General features: G+C 60.9%; 16 protein-coding genes. 7 read left to right on the top strand and 9 right to left on the bottom strand.

The window, feature by feature from the left end; all coding sequences use genetic code 11:
* Positions 1-120: 120 nt before the first annotated feature.
* Entirely contained in the window at positions 121-1,734 is a 1,614-nt protein-coding gene (locus J3350_RS11365) for a phosphoenolpyruvate--protein phosphotransferase (protein WP_097791770.1), read from the bottom strand.
* Positions 1,731-2,903, bottom strand: coding sequence for a patatin-like phospholipase family protein (locus J3350_RS11360; RefSeq protein ID WP_207686698.1), 1,173 nt, complete (start codon positions 2,901-2,903; stop codon positions 1,731-1,733). The genes J3350_RS11365 and J3350_RS11360 overlap by 4 nt, the downstream gene beginning before the upstream one ends.
* Positions 2,904-3,032: 129 nt before the next feature.
* On the opposite strand from J3350_RS11360, the gene J3350_RS11355 reads away from it, so the two are divergent.
* Entirely contained in the window at positions 3,033-3,671 is a 639-nt protein-coding gene (locus J3350_RS11355; protein WP_207686697.1) for an HAD family phosphatase, read from the top strand.
* Between the two features lie 325 nt (positions 3,672-3,996).
* On the opposite strand, the gene J3350_RS11350 is transcribed toward J3350_RS11355, so the two are convergent.
* On the bottom strand, positions 3,997-4,515 hold the full coding sequence (locus J3350_RS11350) for a hypothetical protein (protein WP_207686696.1): 519 nt from the start codon (positions 4,513-4,515) through the stop codon (positions 3,997-3,999).
* 83 nt (positions 4,516-4,598) lie between these two features.
* Positions 4,599-5,321: a LytTR family DNA-binding domain-containing protein gene (locus J3350_RS11345; RefSeq protein ID WP_207686695.1), complete on the bottom strand. Its 723-nt coding sequence runs from the start codon at positions 5,319-5,321 to the stop codon at positions 4,599-4,601.
* A 97-nt stretch (positions 5,322-5,418) separates the two neighbouring features.
* On the opposite strand from J3350_RS11345, the gene J3350_RS11340 reads away from it, so the two are divergent.
* On the top strand, positions 5,419-6,369 hold the full coding sequence (locus J3350_RS11340) for a glycosyltransferase (RefSeq protein WP_097791766.1): 951 nt from the start codon (positions 5,419-5,421) through the stop codon (positions 6,367-6,369).
* Between the two features lie 190 nt (positions 6,370-6,559).
* Here the strand turns inward: J3350_RS11340 and J3350_RS11335 are convergent, their stop codons facing one another.
* From J3350_RS11335 to J3350_RS11320, 4 genes are all read right to left on the bottom strand, one after another.
* Positions 6,560-8,359, bottom strand: coding sequence for an aminopeptidase P family N-terminal domain-containing protein (locus tag J3350_RS11335; protein WP_207686694.1), 1,800 nt, complete (start codon positions 8,357-8,359; stop codon positions 6,560-6,562).
* Between the two features lie 131 nt (positions 8,360-8,490).
* Positions 8,491-8,949 (bottom strand): MarR family winged helix-turn-helix transcriptional regulator, encoded by a 459-nt coding sequence (locus J3350_RS11330; RefSeq protein WP_207686693.1) that lies wholly within the window; start codon positions 8,947-8,949, stop codon positions 8,491-8,493.
* A gap of 155 nt (positions 8,950-9,104) precedes the next feature.
* Positions 9,105-11,885, bottom strand: coding sequence for a hypothetical protein (locus tag J3350_RS11325; protein WP_207686692.1), 2,781 nt, complete (start codon positions 11,883-11,885; stop codon positions 9,105-9,107).
* Between the two features lie 163 nt (positions 11,886-12,048).
* A complete protein-coding gene (locus tag J3350_RS11320) occupies positions 12,049-13,707 on the bottom strand; it encodes a Na+/H+ antiporter NhaC family protein (protein WP_207686691.1) in 1,659 nt (552 codons plus the stop codon).
* Positions 13,708-13,724: 17 nt separating this feature from the next.
* Here J3350_RS11320 and J3350_RS11315 point away from each other — a divergent pair, with 17 nt between their 5' ends.
* A complete protein-coding gene (locus J3350_RS11315) occupies positions 13,725-13,967 on the top strand; it encodes a hypothetical protein (protein ID WP_207686714.1) in 243 nt (80 codons plus the stop codon).
* A 289-nt stretch (positions 13,968-14,256) separates the two neighbouring features.
* Here the strand turns inward: J3350_RS11315 and J3350_RS11310 are convergent, their stop codons facing one another.
* On the bottom strand, positions 14,257-14,643 hold the full coding sequence (locus J3350_RS11310; protein WP_207686690.1) for a thioesterase family protein: 387 nt from the start codon (positions 14,641-14,643) through the stop codon (positions 14,257-14,259).
* 170 nt (positions 14,644-14,813) lie between these two features.
* Here J3350_RS11310 and J3350_RS11305 point away from each other — a divergent pair, with 170 nt between their 5' ends.
* The 4 genes from J3350_RS11305 to J3350_RS11290 all read left to right on the top strand — a co-directional run bounded on the left by J3350_RS11305 (position 14,814) and on the right by J3350_RS11290 (position 18,544).
* On the top strand, positions 14,814-15,572 hold the full coding sequence (locus tag J3350_RS11305) for a YwaF family protein (protein WP_207686689.1): 759 nt from the start codon (positions 14,814-14,816) through the stop codon (positions 15,570-15,572).
* A 237-nt stretch (positions 15,573-15,809) separates the two neighbouring features.
* The gene (locus J3350_RS11300) at positions 15,810-16,145 is read left to right on the top strand and encodes a helix-turn-helix transcriptional regulator (protein WP_097791759.1); all 336 of its coding nucleotides are present in this window, start codon (positions 15,810-15,812) and stop codon (positions 16,143-16,145) included.
* Between the two features lie 20 nt (positions 16,146-16,165).
* Entirely contained in the window at positions 16,166-16,387 is a 222-nt protein-coding gene (locus tag J3350_RS11295) for a cation transporter (protein WP_097791758.1), read from the top strand.
* Positions 16,388-16,651: 264 nt separating this feature from the next.
* Positions 16,652-18,544, top strand: coding sequence for a heavy metal translocating P-type ATPase (locus J3350_RS11290; protein WP_207686688.1), 1,893 nt, complete (start codon positions 16,652-16,654; stop codon positions 18,542-18,544).
* Positions 18,545-18,580: the final 36 nt, after the last annotated feature.

Genomic DNA, 18,580 nt, shown 5'->3' with positions numbered 1-18,580 from the left:
AGCTTTCCGCCGCAGGGCGAACTTCACCCCATGTGTTAGACAGTATCCTGTCTAACACATGGGGTGTTTTGTATGCCGAAAGGGCACCGCAAGTACAATGGAACACGGATCAGATTTTTGTCAATCCCGGCTGTCCGCCTCCAGCAGCGCGCGCTTCACGCTGATGAGGCTCTGCGGGCTCACGGAGAAGCTGCGCAGGCCGAGTTTCAGGTACTGCACGGTGTTGGCCGGGTTGCCGACGGCCAGACCGCAGATGGTCACGGGGATCTGGCCTGCGTCCGCCGCCTCCACGACCATGGCGATGAGCTTTTTCATCGCGTGGCTGGCCGGGCGGTAGTAGCGCTCGGCGATGGAGAGGTCGCGGTCCACGGCATGGGTGTACTGGATGAGGTCGTTCGTCTCAATGACGAAGAACTCACACCCGTGGGCCACGAATTCTTCCGCCGTCAGGCAGGCCGACGGTACACTGAGCATGACGCCGAAGGGCATCTTCTCATTGAAGCGCTCCCCCCGCTCCCGCAGGTGCTGGCGGCAGTGCTCCACCAGCTTCATGGCTTCGTCCCAGTCTTCCAGATTGGTCACCATCGGGAACATCACCCGCAGCGGGCCGTCTGCCGCCGCACGGAACAGGGCACAGATCTGGGTCTCGAACTGATGGGGGCGGCGCAGGCTGCTGCGGATGCCCCGCAGGCCCAGCTTGGAGGACTCCGGCCCCTGATGGGCGTCGGCCATGGTGCGGTCTGCACCAAAATCAAAGGTACGCACCGTGACCACCCCGCCCTTTGCCGCCGCCAGGCAGGAGTGATAGAACACATACTGCTCCTGCTCGTCCACCGGGCGGCCCGGCAGCATCATGTAACCGCTGCGCAGCAGACCCACGCCGGACGCGCCGGACTGCCGCGCCGTTTCGATGTCCTCCTGCCCGAAGCAGTTGGCCAGCAGCTCAAAGGGCTGGCCGTCCTTCGTCCGGCACGGCAAGGCGCAGACGCGGTTCATCTCCTCGTTCTCCCACTGCTTCTCGCAGATGCGGGACATCGCCTGCTGGCGGGTGACGGCATCCGGGTCGAGGATGCACTCGCCGTTGTCGGCGTCCAGGATGGCCGTGCGGCCGTCGCAGTCGTTCAAAAAATCGCTGCCCACCTGCACGATGCCGGGGATGTGCATGGCCCGCGCAATGATGGCCGCATGGCTCTGCTTGTTGCCTTCTGCCGTGATGATGCCCAGGATCATTCCGGCGGGCACACTGAACAGGTCGCTCGGCATGAGCACCTCTGCCGCCAGGATGACGGGGTGGTCCAGCGCCAGCCAGACGCGGGGGCGGTTGGTCAGGATGTTCACCACGCGGCGGGCGGCATCAAGGATGTCCACGCTGCGCAGCTGCATATAGGCGTTGTCTTCCATCTGGGCCAGCTGGTCGGCATAGCGGCGGCCGGCCCGGTCTACGGCTTCGGCTGCGCCGACGCCCGCCTTGATCTGGAACCGGACTTCGTTCATGAAGCCCTCGTCCTCCAGCATCATACTCTGGAACAGGAAGATGGCCTGTTCGGTGGGGCCGCTGCGCTCAGCCATCGAGTCCAGCTCGGCCTGTGCCGTCTTGACGGCCCGGTCCAGCAGCCGTTGTTCCCGGTCCGGGTTGAACGGCCCTGTGCCGAAACTCTCGGTCCTGCGCTCCACACGGCTCACCTGCCCCAGCACCAGGCCGGACGAGGCGGCATATCCCTGATAGACTTTCATTCCTCCGTCACCTCCGTCGGGGCAGGCGTGGTCAGTGTGCGGAAGACCAGCGCCTGCAGGAATGTATTGGGCAGCAGCGCTGCCCATGCGGCCTGCGCCGCGTTTCCGCTGCCCTCGAACAGCGGTTCAAATCCCTCGATGCGGGTGCGGTCACAGGTCTCCAGAAACGCCTTTGCCAGCGTCTCCACGGTGTAATACCGGGTGGGGTCCACGCCCACGTCCTCAGCGGCCGCTTCCAGCGGGGCCAGCTCGGCGTCCTGCATGTTGGCCAGCTTGAGCGCCAGGTCTGCCGTCAGCGTCACCGGGTACTTTGCCTTCACCGCCTTCTGCACAGCGTCGAACCGCTGCCGGAATGCGGCCGCGTCCTGTGCGGTCTGCTCGTTCTTCGCCACCGCATAGGCACAGCCGCGCAGCCGCCCGAAGGCCCGCAGGGTGTCGTAATAGCCCAGCTCGATGTTCCGTCTGGCCGTGTCCGGGTCAAAGTGGAGGATATCGCCCAGCTCCCAATAGCTGCGCACCATGGTGGTGGGCAGGCCGGTGCGGTTGGGCAGGGTGATGCCCACCCCTTCCAGATCGACACAGACCAGCTCCTCGGCCCCCATTTTCTGGGCCAGCGCCGTGGGCATGTTGTCGCGGTAGCCGCCGTCCAGAAACTGCACCCCGTCGATCTGTTTGGCCCGCAGCGCCGGGAAGCAGGCAGCCGAAGCCAGCAGGTAATCTTTCACCTTGCCTTTCGGGATCTCTTCCAGCGGCAGCTCACGGGGCTTCAGGCCCCGCTTTTCCACCGTGACGAGCCCGAACCGGATGGGCGAGGCGCGCAGCGCGTCCTCGTCCAGCACCCGCTCCACGATCTCTTCCAGCGGGGTGACATCCATGCCGCCCGCGCGCACCACGTCCCGCAGGAACTGGTGCAGCTCAGTCAGGTTCCGTGTCTCCTCCGGCAGCTCCATCACGTCCTGGCTGCGGATGCTGGTCCACATATCCCGTGCGGTTTCGTACAGGTCCAGCGCGAACATCGCGCCGTTCAGGCTGCCCACACTGGTGCCGGTGATGATCTGCGGGTTCCAGCCGAGTTCGGTCAGGGCACGCCAGACGCCCACCTGATAGCTGCCGCGGGCCCCGCCGCCGGCAAGCACCAGTGCCTTTCTGGGGGTATCGTTCTGCGCCATCCAATACGCCTCCTTGTTGTCCGATTCAAACCTGCAAAAAGTATACCATATTTTCTGGAAAATTTCTCCCTGTTTTTGGAACAAAAAGCGTGGTATAATTTAGTAAATTATGACTGTGAGGAGGACTGCATGAACTGCAACCAATGGATCTTTGATATGGACGGCACCCTGACCGACAGCATGACTGCGGTGTGGGAGAACGCCCCGCTGGCGTTGCTGCGCCGCTACGGCCGCACCCCAAGGGCCGACCTGCGCTCCACGCTCCTGAGCATGGGCATGGCGGACGGGGCGCAGTACCTCATCCGCGAATACGCGCTGCCCCTGCGGCCGGAAGACTATTTCGGCATGATGCGCTCGGTCATCGCCGAGCTGTACGAGACCGTGGAGCTAAAACCCGGTGTGCGGGAGCTGCTGGCCCGCCTCAAGGCTGAGGGTGCCCGGATGTGCATCTGCTCCAACACCTGGAGCGACCAGTGCAAAACGGTGCTCACCCGCCTGGGCGTGGACGACTGCTTCGAGTTCTACATCGAAGCCCAGGGGCCCCTGCACAAGAGCCGCCCGGACGTCTTTTTCGCGGCCTTACAGCGCCTCGGCGGCACCGACCCGCACCGCTGCGCCGTCTGCGAGGATTCCCTCTACGCGGCCCGCACCGCCCACGACGCAGGGTTTTACGTCATCGGCATCGCCGACGCCGCCAGCGCCGCCGATGAACCCGCCCTCCGCCGCGTCAGCGACCAGTTCCTGACCCGGTGGGCGGAGTTGAAATGAGCTGCTTTATAATCTTCCAAGCCGCAAAAAGGCCATCCCCTTCTGCATCAGAACGGGATGGCCTTTTCTTTCACTTTGTTCTCAAGACTTCAACACGCAGCATCTCCAAAAAAGGGTCTTACCGTGCCGGGAGACGCCCCGTCGCGTTTTGCCTTTTCCTGCTCATACATTACTCTGGTCGCTTCCTCGATAAATGCCCGCACCTCCGGAGAAGCCGCTGACCATGTCACATTGAATCGGCGGCAGACTTCGTAAAAGGTCCGATAGAATGCGTCCCGCTCCGGGTCCCGCCGAAAATACGCTTCAGCCGTCATAGGTCAACACCTCATTTCAAATAGGTCACGAATACATTCATCGCTGCTTCGCCCGAAAGCTCATAGCGCGGTGCTCCGCCAAAACTTGGCAGCGGGCAGGCTCCATAATCCCGAACATAATGTTCTGCCAATTCCGGGACTTTTGCTTCAAACGTGACCGTTCCGCCACACTCATGGTCGATCGACAGCTTGATTCCGTAGGCGATCAGGACACGCCCGATTCCCTGATATTTTTTCGAGTGTCCCACAATGGTCGGGTTGCTCTCCGGTTGGCTTTCGATATAGGTGATGTGCACCATCACATCCTGTTTCAGGATCTCATATGCGGCCAGTGCCACAAGCTCTCCGTCTCTCGTTTTCAACGCATACTTTTCAAAAGCATCGTCCTGCATATACTCCGACATCCAGCTTGTCTGCCACAGAGGCTCTTCTTCGGTCTGCGCTGCATCCGCACATTTCATCCGTGCGATCTTCACGCCGATCTTCTGACCGCTGTCCGCCCTGAGGATGAATGGTATAAATTTTGCCATATGCGTTCCTTCTTTGTGGTTTCTGCTTTTAGTTTACCACGGCATCCGCCTGAAATCAATCGAGTTATTGTATTTTTCAGCTCTTACCGTTCCAAAAACTTCCGGAAAGCTGCCCTCACGGCGGCTTCGCGGCCGCGGGGGATGGGGACGCGGGCACCGCTGCGCATCCACAGCTCCCCTACGGACAGCTGCGATGCCGCCGCCAGGTTGACCACATAGGAGCGGTGGGGCTGCAAAAAGCGCCGGTCGGCCAGCAGCGGCTTTGCCACTTCGGAGAAGGGCACCCGCAGCGAGAGCGAGGCCACATCCTCGCCGCTGGCAAGGTGGAAATGCACCACATGGTGGGTGCATTCCAGATACTCGATGTCCACAAAGGGGAGCGCCCGCAGGCCGGTCGCCGTCGTCACCGGGATGACGGGGCCATACTCCGGCTCGGTGGCGCGGTCCAGCAGGGCGGTGAGCTGTTCGGGCCGGAAGGGGATCTGCAAATACTGCATCGCATCCACCCGGAACGCCTCGTAGGCGTAGGCGGGCGTGTGGGCCAGAAAGGCCAGCGGTGCCCGCACCCCGCGCTGCCGCAGCTGCGCCGCCGCCTGCAGACCTGCCGCCGGGTTTGCCGCTGTCAGCTCGATGAGATACAGCTCAAACCGGCTGCCCGCGTCCTCTTTGCGGAGCAGTGCCCCCGCGTCCTCCAGCTGTTCCACGATGCAGGCGTCGGCCCGGCGGGCATAATATTCAAGGCAGTGCCGCTGCACCCGCCCCCGCAGCACCGCATCCGGGCTGCAGACCGCAATGTGAAAGATCATTTTTTTAACTTCTTCCTCCTGCCCGGCCTTCCGGGCGCTTGCATTTTACGCCGCACGGGAGTATAGTTACTATAAAATCAGAAAAGGAGACGCCGCCATGAATCAGCCCCTTGTCAGCATCATCCTGCCCGTGTACAACGCCCAGAACCATCTGGCCCGCTGCGTAGGCAGCATCTGCGCACAGACCTATTCCAACATCGAGATCATCATCCTGAACGACGGTTCTAAGGACCAGAGCCTGCCCGTCTGCGAAGAGTTCCGCGCCAAAGACCCCCGTATCGTGCTGGTGGACAAGGAAAACTCCGGCGTAGCGGACACCCGCAACCTGGGCCTGAAGCTGGCCGGCGGCAAGTATGTGCAGTTTGTGGACAGCGACGACTATCTCGACCCGGACTTCACGGCCGCTCTCGTGGCCGCGGCCGAGGAGCACACCGCCGACCTCGTCATCGCACCCTACAAAATGGTCATCCCGGCGGGCGCTTCCAAGCCCGAACAGGTGCTCGATAAGATCCAGGACGAGCTGGGCGTCATGAGCGTCGCCCGGCCCCCGGAGATGCGGGAGTACGGCTTTCTGCCCGCAGGCGTTTATGACAAGGACACCTTCGCCCTCCGCCTGATGGACAAGCCCGCCTCCTATTTTTACAGTGTGCTCTGGAACAAGCTCTACCGCCGCGACCTCCTGACCCGAAACGACATCCAGTTCGTCAGCGAGATGCACTGGGCCGAAGACCTCGTCTTCAACCTGCGGTATATCCAGTACGCCGAGACCTTCGTTTCCATCGGCAAGGCCGGTTATTACTACGTCCAGAACCCGCAGAGCATCTGCCACACCCAGGTCCACGTATCCACCGTGGTGCAGAACAAGCTGCAGGTGTTCCGCTATTACAAAGACCTCTACACCCGCCTGGGCATGTATGAGGAGGTGCGCCCCCAGCTGTATAAATTCCTGGTGGACATCGCCGAGAGCACCTACCCCTCCGGCCCGTTCAAAAAGGCCATCGATGAGGCAAAAGCCTACTGGAAAGAGCACAAACCGGAACAGGAATAACAAAGAACCCTCTCCGTCATTGCTGTGCAATGCCACCTTGTCCCCTTCTGGCACTAACGTGCCACCTCCCCCGGCCGGGGGAGTCTATCAAAGGGCGAGGTTTTGATGTCGAGTTGAACCTGCATCAAAGCTCCCCCATCGGGGGAGCTGGCGAGCGCCAGCGAGACTGAGAGGGTCTTTTTATCCTTATTTACGCTCCGATGGCGGCGCACTTCTTGGCCAGCCAGTCGCGCTCCTCCTCGGTCAGGCGGGGAGCGAGCTTGGTGAAGACCTCGCGGTGGTAGGCGTTCAGCCACTCGATCTCGTCCTTGGTCAGGATGCCGGGCACCACAGGCGAGGTGGCGATGGGCACAAAGGTCAGCGGGCGGAAGGCCAGGAAGGTGCCGTACTGGTTGTCGGCCTTGTGGTAGCACTCCAGCTCGTTCTCGATGCGGATGCCGACGACGCCGCTCTCGTAGACGCCCGGCTCGTCGGTGACGATCATGCCCGGCTGGAACACGGTGGTGTTGCGGCCGTTCAGAGCGTGGGGGCCTTCATGGACGTTGCCCACGAAGCTGACGCTGTGGCCGGTGCCGCAGCGGTAATTGATGAGGTGCTGCCACAGCGGCTCACGGGCGATGGTATCCAGCATGTGGCCGTCGCAGTAGTTCAGCCAGACGGCCTTGGCAATGTCGATATGGCACTGCAGCGTCCAGGTGTAGAACCGCTTTTCGTCCTCGGTCAGCTCGCCCAGCGGGTAGGTGCGGGTGATGTCGGTGGTGCCGTCCATGTAGGTCGCGCCGCTGTCCACCAGCAAAAAGCCCTTCTTTTCGAGCTTGGCGTGGTCTTCCTCGGTGGCATGGTAGTGCATCATGGCCGCGTTGCCGCCGTAGGCTGCAATGGTGCCGAAGCTCTCCACGATGAACTTGTCCTGTGCCGAGCGGTACTTGTGGAGGATCTCATCCACGGTCAGCTCCGTCAGCTCTTCGCCTGCGGCCAGACGCTCTTCCAGCTCCTTCTGGAACCGCACCATGGCCACGGCATCGCGCAGATGGGTCTCACGGTTGTGGTTCAGCTCGGTCTCGTTCTTGACGCCCTTCATCGGCAGCAGGGGGTCGGCCTCATCCTTGACGGTCAGGACCGGGTTGTTGCGCAGGGTCTCATAGACCGCATAGTTGACGGAAGCCGGGTCGGCCAGAACGGTCTGGGCCTCGGTCTCTGCAGCCAGGAAGGTGAGGACGTCGTCATATTCGGCGATCTCGACGCCGTTCTCCTTCAGCTCGGCAGCGGCCTCCGCGCCCAGACGACGGGTGTTGATGAAGAGGACGGCACGGTCCCCGGTCACATAGCAGTAGGCCATGGCGTAGGGAGTGCACTGGATGTCCATCGCGCGGAGATTCAGCAGCCAGGCCAGGTTGTCCAGCTTGCCCACCAACTGGGCCGTGCAGCCCAGCTCTTTGAGCTTGGCCCGCAGCTGCTCCAGCTTCTCGGCGGGGGCAAAGCCCGCATACTCCTTGCTCAGGAGCCAGGCCGGGGTCTCCGGCAGGGCAGGGCGGCCCTCGGTCCACAGCTCATCTTCCAGATTCAGGGTCTTGATGGTGCCGTGCTTGGCGTCCAGCGCTTTCTGTACGCTGCGCACCAGCTGGCAGGAAGCGGTCAGGCCGCACAGGCCCAGCACACCGCCTTCCGGCAGGGCATCGGCGCAGTACTGCTCCACGGTCGGCACACCCGGCTCGCCCATCCGTTCCAGCTCGATCTCGGTGCCCGCGATCTCCTTTTCGGCCTGCACAAAATAGCGGCCGTCGGCCCACAGGGCGCTCTTGTCTCTGGTCACGACGAAGTTCGAGTTCTCGCCGTGGAAGCCGGAGAAATAGGTCAGGGAGGTGTAGTGGTCGGGCAGATACTCGCTGGAGTGCGGGTCGCCCACCGGGATGAGGTAGAGGTCCACGCCATTGGCGTCCATGGCGGCGCGCAGCGCAGCCAGACGCTCAGGGACTGTATTCATGCTCATGATAAAAGCCTTCTTTCTTGCACTTGCCGGAAAAACGTCCGGCGGCGGTTCTCGCTGGCTCCTATTGTATCATTCCGGCGCACGGATTGCAATTGCCCCGGCCGTTTTACTCCAACGGGGTGAAACGGTGCTTATTCGTCCTCCGTCTTTGATTTCAGATCCAGCTCCGGCATCAGCTCCTCGCTGATGATGGTGAGCATCTGTTCCATTTTGTCCACGTCCTCGGCGGGGAAGCGCTCCCGCACACGCTCGACCACGGTGTGCAGGTAGGAATAGCTGATGTTGTAATACTCGAAATACTTCTGGGTGGGGCGCAGGTGGTACTCGCGCCGGTCCTTGGCGGACTGGATCTTTTCCACGTAGCCCTTGCGCATCAGGCTGCCGATCTTATACGCTGCGTTGGGGGTAGAGATCTTCATCATCCGCGAGAACTCCGCAATGGTTGGCTCGCCCATGGCCATGATGCCCTCCATGCAGAAGGACTCCACCGTGGTCAGGGTCGCCTCGCGGGTGGCAAAGCGCTGAAACACGTTCTGATAGAAGTGCAGCTTGAATTTTGTGTAAACGTCGTTGAATGCTTTTTCCAGCATGGTACGGCTCCTTCCGATTGCTCAATTTCCTTTAGTATACCATGTTTTTTCCCAGAAGCAACGGAATTTTTCCGTTTTGAAACAAAGGGCCCCCCAGCCCATGCAGGCCGGGAGGTCCTTTGCATTAAGGGGGACGCTCACTGCGTCGGGGATGTTCAGGTGGTGCCGAGGAGCTTTTTGAGCCGGAGCCATGCGCCGAAGACGTCCATCTTGGTGACATAATGGTCCGGGTCAAAGAAGGACGCATCCTTCTTGTCGGCCGCGTCCATCAGGCCGTTCTGGACCGCCCAGCGGGTGGCCTTTTGCAGCTCGATCTCTTCGGTGGGGATATCGCCGTAAAGGGTGGGCAGAGCCACCTCCGGTTTGCCTGCGGTCTCCCACAGGAGTAGCGCCAGCGCACGGCGGTCGGTCGGCACCGGCACACCCTGGGGCAGCGCATTGGCGAGGTAGAGGTCTACGCCCAGGCTCACGCCCTGCCACACCACGATGCCTGCGGCTGCGCCGCCCACCGCGATGGTCGCCGCCGTTGCCAGCGGAGAGGGCGCTGCGTCCTCGATGATCTCCGCCGAGCGGTACTGCGCCCGGATGGTCACATCTTCGGCAGGCATCTGGAAGGTCATGGCCTCGGCCCGGTAATCGACGTTGATATCGCCGCTGAGCTTGCTCGACGAAATGCTCCACAGGTCAAACGTCATGCCGTCCGGAATGTCGCTCTGGTCCAGCACCACGGTCAGGGTGTCGTTCTCCTTGGCGGAAACGGACGTCTTGCCGTCGATCGTGCCGCCGATGACGGTCACGGTGTAGGTGGTGGGTTCCGGCTCCGGTTCAGGTTCCGTCTTGGTGATGGGCTCGCCGTTCAGCGTACCGCTGCCGGTGATGCTCTCGCTGACTGTGCCGCTGCCGGTCACAGCACCGTTGAATACGCCGCCGTTGATGGTGCCGTTGTTCTCGACTGCACCGTGGAAGGTGCCGTTCTCGATGGTGCCATTATTCTCGACTGCATCGTTGAACGTACCATTCTCGATGCGGCCCATGGTCGTGTTGTCGACCGAGCTGTTGAAGGTGCCGCTGTTGATGACGCTGTTATTTTCGACTTTGACGTGGAAGGTACCGTCGTTGATGGTGCAGTTGTTCTTGACAGCATCGTTGAACGTGCCGTTTTCGATCATGCCGTTGTTCTCGACAGCGCCGTAGAAGGTGCCATTCACGATGCGGCCCGGTGCCCTATTGTCGACCTCACCGTGGAAGGTGCCGCCCAGAATGCCGCTGTTGTTGAACACTTTGCCGTTGAACTCGCCGCCCGTGATGGCCGTCGGCTTGCCCACAAAGACGTTGCACTCCACCGCCGAACCATCTCCGATGGTGCTGAAATCGAACAGCCCGCCGGTCTGGTTGCTGCCCGTCAGAAGCAGCATGTCGCCATTGGTCGGGTCATTGGGGATGTACTCCCAGCCGTCGCCCTTGCAGGGGATGGTGCCGCCGTTGGAATCCTTCGGCCAGCCATTCTCCATGACGAGGTCTGTGCTGGTGATCGCTTTGTTCAGCACCACGTCATCGTCCGGCATGGTGAAGGTCACGGTCTTCTTGTCGCTGCCGTAGCTGCTGTTGCAGTTGCCCGCGCCGATGGGCTGGCCGTTCAGGCTGAAAATCTCGGTATCGGCAGTGATGGTCACGGTGGTGCCCGCATAGGAGTAGAGGTCCCATGCCGTGCCGGTCGTCACGGCTCCCGTCGTTTCATCCACGTTCCGCGGGTCTTCGCCGTTCACTTTGAGCAGACTGCCATCCGTTACGGTGACGTGGCGGGCATCGGTCAGCGCCGTATTGCCGTTGAACACGCCGCCAGTCACGTTGCCGGAGTTCTTAGACAGGCCCGCCGCGAAAATGCCGCCGGTGATGGTGCCTTTGTTTTCCACTATTCCATCGAAGGTGCCGCTAAAGATCGTTCCGCCGATGTGGTTTTTCACTGTTGCACTGAAGGTGCCGCCGGTAATTTCTGCACTCGGTTGAATGTAAATCGCGCACTGCACAGCCGGAGCGAACTGCGTTCCTGCACTGATGTTTTGGGGATGGGTGGAACTGAAATCATACGTTCCATACTTCAGAATCAGTATGCCGCTACTGTCGTACTCCCAGCCGTCGCCCCAGCAGGGGGTTTTGCCGCCGTTGGAAGCCTCCGGGTAGCCGTCCTTCATGACGAAGTCGCCGTAGTTGATCTCCTCGTTCAGCACCACATTCTTGTCCGGCATGGTGAATTTCACGGTCGTCCTGTCGTTTGGTTTGGGGTAGCTGCTGTTGTAGTCCGTGCCGATGGGCTTGCCGTTCAGGCTGAAAATCTCGGTGTCGGCAGTGATGGTCACTTCATTCGTCGTGGCATTGCTGGTCACGACGACGTAGGGCTTCCAATCCGCAGACACACCGTTGACTTCCGTGATCTTGGCACCGAAGTAGGCCGCATCCCAGGTGATGTTGTAGTCACCTGTTACCCCGTTCAGGTTTGCGTCCCCATTGAATATGCCGCCGGTGATGGTGCCGTTGTTTATCACCATGCCCTTGCTCTGGAACGTGCCGCCAGAGATCTTTCCGCCGGTGTAGTTATTCACTGTTGTACTGAAGGTGCCGTCGGTAATTTCCGCACCCGATTGAATCTCAATCGCGCACTGCACAGCCGGAGCGGGCTTCGTTCCTGCACTGGTGTTTTGGGGATGGGTGAAACTGAAATCAAATTCCCTACTCATACCCTTCAGAGTCAGTGTCTTGGTGTTTTTATCGTAACTCCAGCCGTTGCCATCGCAGTCGGCAGTGCCGCCGTTGGAATCCTTCGGGAAGCCGCCCTCCATGACGAGGTCTTGGTTGGAGCCTTCTGCAAAAGCCCCCAGGGGGAGCACGGAGAGCACCATGCTCAGTGCCAGGATCAGGCTGAGAATGCGTTTTTTCATTGGGGTCGTCCTCCTCTTCTGCCAAAGGCCGCACGGTCGTTCGTTTCTGGGTCCATCATACCAGAAAAACAGCCGGAAGGAAAGCAAAGCTGCGTGAAACGCCCTGAAAACTGCGCGAATGACGATTTTTGCCCCCTTGACAGGGCCAAAAACGCCGGTTGGGTCAGTCTGCTTTGGCCGTTCGCAGCCGGATGACGTTCAGCACCACCAGCTCCAGCACGATGGCCACGGCCAGCAGCACCAGCGAGGTGAGCAGGCTGGCGCTGGTGCCCAGGAACATCTGGCTCAGGCCGGTGACGACATAGCACACCGCCGAGATGGCCGCCGCCGTGATGGCATAGGGCAGCTGGGTGGACACATGGTTCACATGGCTGCAATGAGCACCGGCGGACGCCATGATGGAGGTGTCCGAGATGGGGGAGCAGTGGTCGCCGCACACCGCACCGGACAGGCAGGCCGCAATGGAGATGACCAGCATCTCCCCCTGCGGGAACGCATGGCAGACGATGGGGATGAGGATGGAGAAGGTGCCCCAGGACGTGCCGGTGGCAAAGGCCAGGAACACCGCCACCAGAAAGATGATGGTCGGCAGCAGATATTGCAGCGCAGCCGCCGAGCCGTTGAGCAGGTTGGCCACGTAATACTTGGCACCCAGCAGGTTGGTCATGCCGGAAAGGGTCCATGCCAGCGTCAGGATGAGCATGGGGCTGACCATGGCCTTGAAGCCCTCCGGGATGCAGGCCGCGAAGTCCTGAAAGGTCATCACGCCGCGCACCCGGTAGAACACGAAGGTGAACAGCAGCGCGATGCTGCTGCCCAGCACCAGGCCCGCCGAGGCGTTGCAGTCGGAGAAGGCGGTGATGAAGTCCACGCCTTCAAAGAAGCCGCCGGTGTAGATGAGGCCGAAGATGCAGGCCGCAATGAGCACCAGCACCGGCAAAATCAGGTCGATGACGTGGCCGCAGGCTGCGGTGCCGTCGTCCACATCGTCGCCGTAGGGGCGGTCTTCGGTGGTGAAGAGGTCGCCCTTCAGCGCGTTGTCCTCGTTGAGCTTCATGGGGCCGTAGTCGGTGCCCGTGAAGATGAGGAAGAGGATCATGATGATGGTCAGCAGGGCGTAGTAGTTATACGGAATGGTGCGCAGGAACATGGTAAAGCCGTTGATGCCCGAACCTTCCGGCACCGAGGAGGTGACGGCCGCCGCCCAGCTGGACACCGGCGCGATGATGCAGACCGGGGCCGCCGTGGCGTCGATGAGGTAGGCCAGCTTTGCGCGGGAGACCTTCTGTCGGTCGGTCACAGGCCGCATGACGGAGCCTACGGTCAGGCAGTTGAAGTAGTCGTCCACAAAGATGAGCACACCCAGAACAAGGGTCATGAACTGCGCCCCCGCGCGGGTGTGGATGTGGGTGGACGCCCAGCGGCCAAAGGCCGCGCTGCCGCCCGCCTTGTTCATCAGGGCCACCAGGATGCCCAGCATGACCAGAAAGACCAGAATGCCTACGTTGCTGGAGTCGGACAGCTTGGCGACCATGCCGCCGTCTTCGTTGAAGAACAGGGTGTTCAGGGCCAGTTCCAGGTTGCCGTTGGCAAAGAGCAGCGCACCCGTCGCGATGCCCACCAGCAGCGAGGTGTAGACCTCCTTGGTGTTCAGTGCCAGCACGATGGCCACCACCGGCGGCAGCAGGGAGAGCGCCGTGCTGTACACGGCGCAGGTGTAGGTAGACGGGTCGGCAATGGTGCCGGGTGTTGCCGCCGTGCACCACAGCAGCAGAGCGAACACCAGCACGGCACCCGCCCACGAAAGATTGACTTTTTTCATAAGATCTGATTCCTCTTTTGATTTTTTGCCTCAGCGCGGGGCAGACTATCCCCAACCAGACAGGGAAGGGGGTGTTTGCCGCGCCGGATTATAAAGCGCTGTACTTTGAACTGTTCCGCGCCAGCGAACAGGCCGCCCGCCTCCTCCACGAGGCCCAGCAGCGGGCCGAAGAACAGGTGATGGCGGAGGATGAACCGCCGCTGCGGCTGGAAGAACCGCTCCGTCCCCACTCACGGGAGGGCGCCCCTCAGAAACCGTGAAGCGGCTGCGAGACGGACCCTCTCCGTCAGTGCTACGCACTGCCACCTCTCCCAAAGGGCGAGGCATTGGCAGACCGGGCCAGCCCTGCTGTTCGCTTGGGCCCGATGGGGCGCAAGGTGCCGGGCCCTGCTCTCATTGGCAGCGGCATTTGTATTGCAGCCGTGAATCGAGACAGCGGAGCCCGACCGTTCCCGATCGAAAAAAACTTCGCTCGTCCAGCACGACCACTACCGACTCGCCAGTGGCTCTCCCTTCGGGAGAGCTGTCACCGAAGGTGACTGAGAGGGTTCACCCCTTCTTGCTCTCCGCCTTCGCCGCGAACTTCGCGTCATTGACGACGAAGCGCTCATGCACGCCGCCGCCCACGGGGCCTTTTTCGTCGTGCAGCGAGACCTTGAACACCAGCTTCCGGCCTTCCACGGCGGTCAGCTCGCTCTCACAGGTCACGGTCATGCCCACGGGGGTGGGGGCGGTGTGTTCCAGTTCCAGCTTTGTGCCCACCGAGCCGCAGCCCGCGTCCAGCTCGGACGCGACGCTCATCCAGCAGGTCTTTTCGGCCAGTGCCACCAGTGCGGGCGTTGCGAACACATCCAGTGTGCCGCTGCCCATGGTCTTTGCGGTGTTTTCGTTCGTCACGAGCTGGCTCTGCTCGCCGTGGATGCCAATAGTCAACATAAAAAAAACTTCCTTTCCAGAATCGCCTTGCGGCAGTAAATTTCCGATCTCCTGATAGGATACCACATTTTCCGCGTCGATGCACCTGTTTTTGGTGGATTTCTGCATTTTCCTCTTTTCTGTCAGCCCAAAACGCGTTATGATAGGGCAAAATGGGGGAGGGTACGCCTATGAACGACTTCTGGAAATCCTACGATATCACCGCGCTGGAGTACGGAGTGAATTATCAGTGTTACCCACTGTATGGAAGAATCCATCTCACCGAACTGGCGCTTTCACTGATCTTCATCCTGAGTGCTGCGCTCTGGTACAGGCACAGCGGGCCAAAACAGCGGCGGCGCATCTTGGTGGGGGTCACGGTGCTTCTGCTTCTTGACGAAGCGGCCCTTCTGCTCGGCATGGCCCTGACTGGCCAGTGGAATTGGAGCTATCTCCCGCTCCACCTATGCAGCATCAACGTTTTCGTCTGCCTGTACAACACCCTGTTCGACCAGAACTGGTGCAAAGAGGAACTTTACGCCCTCTGCATCCCCGGCGCGGCGCTGGCCCTGCTCTGCCCAAGCTGGTTGGATGTGCCTTCATGGTGGACGCTCATCAACTTGCACTCGGTCTCCATCCACGCCCTGCTGGTGCTTTACCCGGTCCTTCTCGTTGTGGGCGGCTACCGCCCCAGCCCCCGCCGGGTGCCGCAGGTACTGGCTTTCCTGTTCGGCACCGCCTTGCCCATCTATTTTCTCAACAAGTCTCTGTACACGAACTTCTATTTCCTGAACAACCCAACCGCCAACATCATCACCTGTGCCTTCACGAGATTTCTGGGTGAACCGTATTATATACTCGGCTTCCTGCCCGCCATCGCTGCGGCACTGGCGGTGATGTATCTGCCATGGGCAGCAAAAAACTTCACCGAAAATCGACGAAAACATTGACACTTTTTCCGTTATAGCCCCTCGGAAAACCTGATACTCATTCCATTTTTCCGCACTCAAAACGCACCCTTTTTGCAGATTGAAATCGCAGTTTTCTTGCGTATTGGGGTATTTTTTTACAATTTCAAGGTTCTGCTCAAAATCTTTGCAAAAAGCCTTGACAGGGTTCCTTCCGCGTGATACTATGAACACATGAACAAGCGTTCACATGAATGTGCTGCGAAAGGAGAGACTGCCATGAACGACCCCAAAGACGCTCTGCCCGCCGCGCAGCCGGGGCCTCTTGTGATGCCGGACGACGAAGTGCTGTATGAGCTGGCCGACCTGTTCCGGGTGTTCGGCGACTCCTCCCGCATCAAGATCCTGTATGCGCTCCACGACAGCGAGCTGTGTGTGCAGGACCTCGCGAATGCGGTGCAGCTGAGCCAGTCTGCGGTGAGCCACCAGCTCCGGGTGCTGAAGGACTCGAAGCTCGTGCGGTTCCGCCGGGACGGAAAGACCGTTTACTACGCACTGGACGATGACCATGTGCGCAGCATCCTCTCCATGGGGATGGATCATATCGAAGAATAACCGAAAGGCAGGTACTTATTATGAAGAAGAGCTACAAGATCGAGGTCGATTGCGCAAACTGCGCCCAGAAGATGGAAGATGCCGCCAACACCGTGGCCGGTGTGGCAAATGCGACCGTCAGCTTCATGACCCAGAAGATGAAGGTGGAGTTCGCAGAGGGCGCAGACCCCCACGACACCATGGTGAACGTTCTGGCCGCCTGCAAAAAGGTCGAGGACGACTGCGAGATCTTTGATATCTGAGCAACGCATCCGATGAGAACGGCTCCTCCTGCGGGGGAGCCGTTTCCTTCCCCGACGATTTCCTGTTGAAAGAAAAGCCAGTTTTCAACACTTTCCACCGGGTTTTCAACAGCTTTTGCGGAAAAGTTTGAAAACAAACGCGAAAAAGTCAGATTTCTTCGGGAAAACCTCGTGGAAAACATGGGGGAAAACGTGGAAAAGTTTCCTTTCCGGGGAAAACCTGTTGAAACCGCCCCCAGCCATCCGTCAAAAGGAGAGTTTCGTATGACCAAAAAGCAGAAAAAGGTGCTGTATCAGATCATCGCGGCGGTCATCCTGATCGTGATCCTGAAGCTCCTGCCCGCATTCCCCACCCCGGTGGAGCTGGTGCTCTACCTCATCCCGTACCTCGTGGTGGGCTGGGATGTCCTGCGCAAGGCGCTCAAGGGCATCCAGAACCGCCAGCCGTTCGACGAGTGCTTCCTGATGGCCGTTGCCACCGTGGGCGCGTTCGCGCTGGGCGACTATGTCGAGGGCTGCGCCGTCATCCTCTTTTACCAGATCGGCGAGCTGTTCCAGAGCGTGGCCGTCGGCAAGAGCCGCCAGAGCATCTCCAGCCTGATGGACATCCGCCCCGACTACGCCAACATCGAGGACGCAGACGGCAAGCTGGAACAGGTGGACCCCGATGATGTCGAAGTCGGCACCGTGATCGTGGTCCAGCCCGGCGAACGTGTGCCCATCGACGGCGTGATCGTGGAGGGCACTTCGGCCCTGAACACCGCAGCCCTGACCGGCGAGAGCCTGCCCCGCGATGTGCAGACCGGCGACGAGGTCATCAGCGGCTGTGTGAACATGACCGGCCTGCTCAAGGTGCGTACCACCAAGGAATTTGGCGAGTCCACGGTCTCCAAGATCCTCGACCTCGTGGAAAATTCCAGCATGAAAAAGGCCCGCACCGAGAACTTCATCACCCGTTTTGCCCGCGTGTACACCCCCGCCGTCTGCTACAGCGCACTGGCTCTGGCGTTCATCCCGCCGGTGGTCCTGCTGCTGATGGGCCAGCCCGCCCGCTTCGGCGACTGGGTCTACCGCGCCCTGACCTTCCTCGTCATCTCCTGCCCCTGCGCTCTGGTCATCTCCATCCCGCTGAGCTTCTTCGGCGGCATCGGCGGTGCCAGCGCCTGCGGCATCCTCGTCAAAGGCTCCACCTATCTGGAAGAGCTGGCCCGCACCGGGATCGTGGTCTTTGATAAGACCGGCACCCTGACCCAGGGCACCTTCAAGGTCGTGGGCGTCCACCCCGAACACGGTGTCACCGAAGACGCCCTCGTGGAGGCCGCCGCCCTCGCGGAGAGCTGGTCCAAACACCCCATCTCTCTGAGCATCAAGGCCGCTTACGGCAGGGACATCGACGCCAGCCGCGTCACCGATGTCCAGGAGCTGGGCGGCCACGGCGTGACAGCAAAGGTGGACGGCAAAACCGTTGCCGCCGGCAATGCCCGCCTGATGGCAAAACTGGGCCTCACCGCCCCTGAAGTGACCGAGCCGGGCACCCTCGTGCATGTGGCCATCGAGGGTCAGTACGCCGGTTATCTGCTCATCGCGGACGTGGTCAAGCCCCACAGCGCGCAGGCCATCCGGAGCCTGAAGTCCGCAGGCGTCCGCAAGACCGTGATGCTGACCGGCGACGCCGAGCCTGTAGCCAGAGCGGTCGCCAATCAGCTGGGTCTGGACGAATACCATGCCGGTCTGCTGCCCGGCGACAAGGTGGACCAGATCGAAACGCTCCTCGCCGCCAAAGGCCCGAAAGAGAACCTCGCCTTCGTGGGCGACGGCATCAACGACGCGCCCGTCCTGTCCCGCGCCGACCTCGGCATCGCCATGGGTGCGCTGGGCTCGGACGCCGCCATTGAGGCCGCGGACATCGTCCTGATGGACGACGACCCGGCCAAGATCGCGCTGGCCATGCGCATCGCCCGCCGCACCCTCCGCATCGTCTACGAGAACATCGTCTTCGCGCTGGCCATCAAGTTCGCCTGCCTGGCGCTCGGCGCTCTGGGTCTGGCAAGCATGTGGACCGCCATCTTCGCCGACGTCGGCGTCATGGTGCTGGCCGTCCTCAACGCCACCCGCGCCCTCTACACCAAGGACCTTGCCCGGAAGAACGAGCAGTGACCCATAACACACGAACACCCCCGCCGGGAATTTTTT

The sequence above is a fragment of the Faecalibacterium sp. Marseille-Q3530 genome (assembly GCF_017377625.1).
GTDB classification, from domain to species: domain Bacteria; phylum Bacillota; class Clostridia; order Oscillospirales; family Ruminococcaceae; genus Faecalibacterium; species Faecalibacterium prausnitzii_E.
This window is presented reverse-complemented; position numbering and strand designations above follow the sequence as displayed.

What these genes read in the sequence shown, in the direction of transcription:
- J3350_RS11325 (WP_207686692.1), bottom strand. Translation starts at nt 11,885, where the DNA reads ATGAAAAAACGCATTCTCAGCCTGATCCTGGCACTGAGCATGGTGCTC.
- J3350_RS11340 (WP_097791766.1), top strand. Translation starts at nt 5,419, where the DNA reads ATGAATCAGCCCCTTGTCAGCATCATCCTGCCCGTGTACAACGCCCAG.
- J3350_RS11350 (WP_207686696.1), bottom strand. Translation starts at nt 4,515, where the DNA reads ATGGCAAAATTTATACCATTCATCCTCAGGGCGGACAGCGGTCAGAAG.
- J3350_RS11345 (WP_207686695.1), bottom strand. Translation starts at nt 5,321, where the DNA reads ATGATCTTTCACATTGCGGTCTGCAGCCCGGATGCGGTGCTGCGGGGG.
- J3350_RS11330 (WP_207686693.1), bottom strand. Translation starts at nt 8,949, where the DNA reads ATGCTGGAAAAAGCATTCAACGACGTTTACACAAAATTCAAGCTGCAC.
- J3350_RS11365 (WP_097791770.1), bottom strand. Translation starts at nt 1,734, where the DNA reads ATGAAAGTCTATCAGGGATATGCCGCCTCGTCCGGCCTGGTGCTGGGG.
- J3350_RS11300 (WP_097791759.1), top strand. Translation starts at nt 15,810, where the DNA reads ATGAACGACCCCAAAGACGCTCTGCCCGCCGCGCAGCCGGGGCCTCTT.
- J3350_RS11360 (WP_207686698.1), bottom strand. Translation starts at nt 2,903, where the DNA reads ATGGCGCAGAACGATACCCCCAGAAAGGCACTGGTGCTTGCCGGCGGC.
- J3350_RS11305 (WP_207686689.1), top strand. Translation starts at nt 14,814, where the DNA reads ATGAACGACTTCTGGAAATCCTACGATATCACCGCGCTGGAGTACGGA.
- J3350_RS11295 (WP_097791758.1), top strand. Translation starts at nt 16,166, where the DNA reads ATGAAGAAGAGCTACAAGATCGAGGTCGATTGCGCAAACTGCGCCCAG.
- J3350_RS11335 (WP_207686694.1), bottom strand. Translation starts at nt 8,359, where the DNA reads ATGAGCATGAATACAGTCCCTGAGCGTCTGGCTGCGCTGCGCGCCGCC.
- J3350_RS11355 (WP_207686697.1), top strand. Translation starts at nt 3,033, where the DNA reads ATGAACTGCAACCAATGGATCTTTGATATGGACGGCACCCTGACCGAC.
- J3350_RS11310 (WP_207686690.1), bottom strand. Translation starts at nt 14,643, where the DNA reads ATGTTGACTATTGGCATCCACGGCGAGCAGAGCCAGCTCGTGACGAAC.
- J3350_RS11290 (WP_207686688.1), top strand. Translation starts at nt 16,652, where the DNA reads ATGACCAAAAAGCAGAAAAAGGTGCTGTATCAGATCATCGCGGCGGTC.
- J3350_RS11320 (WP_207686691.1), bottom strand. Translation starts at nt 13,707, where the DNA reads ATGAAAAAAGTCAATCTTTCGTGGGCGGGTGCCGTGCTGGTGTTCGCT.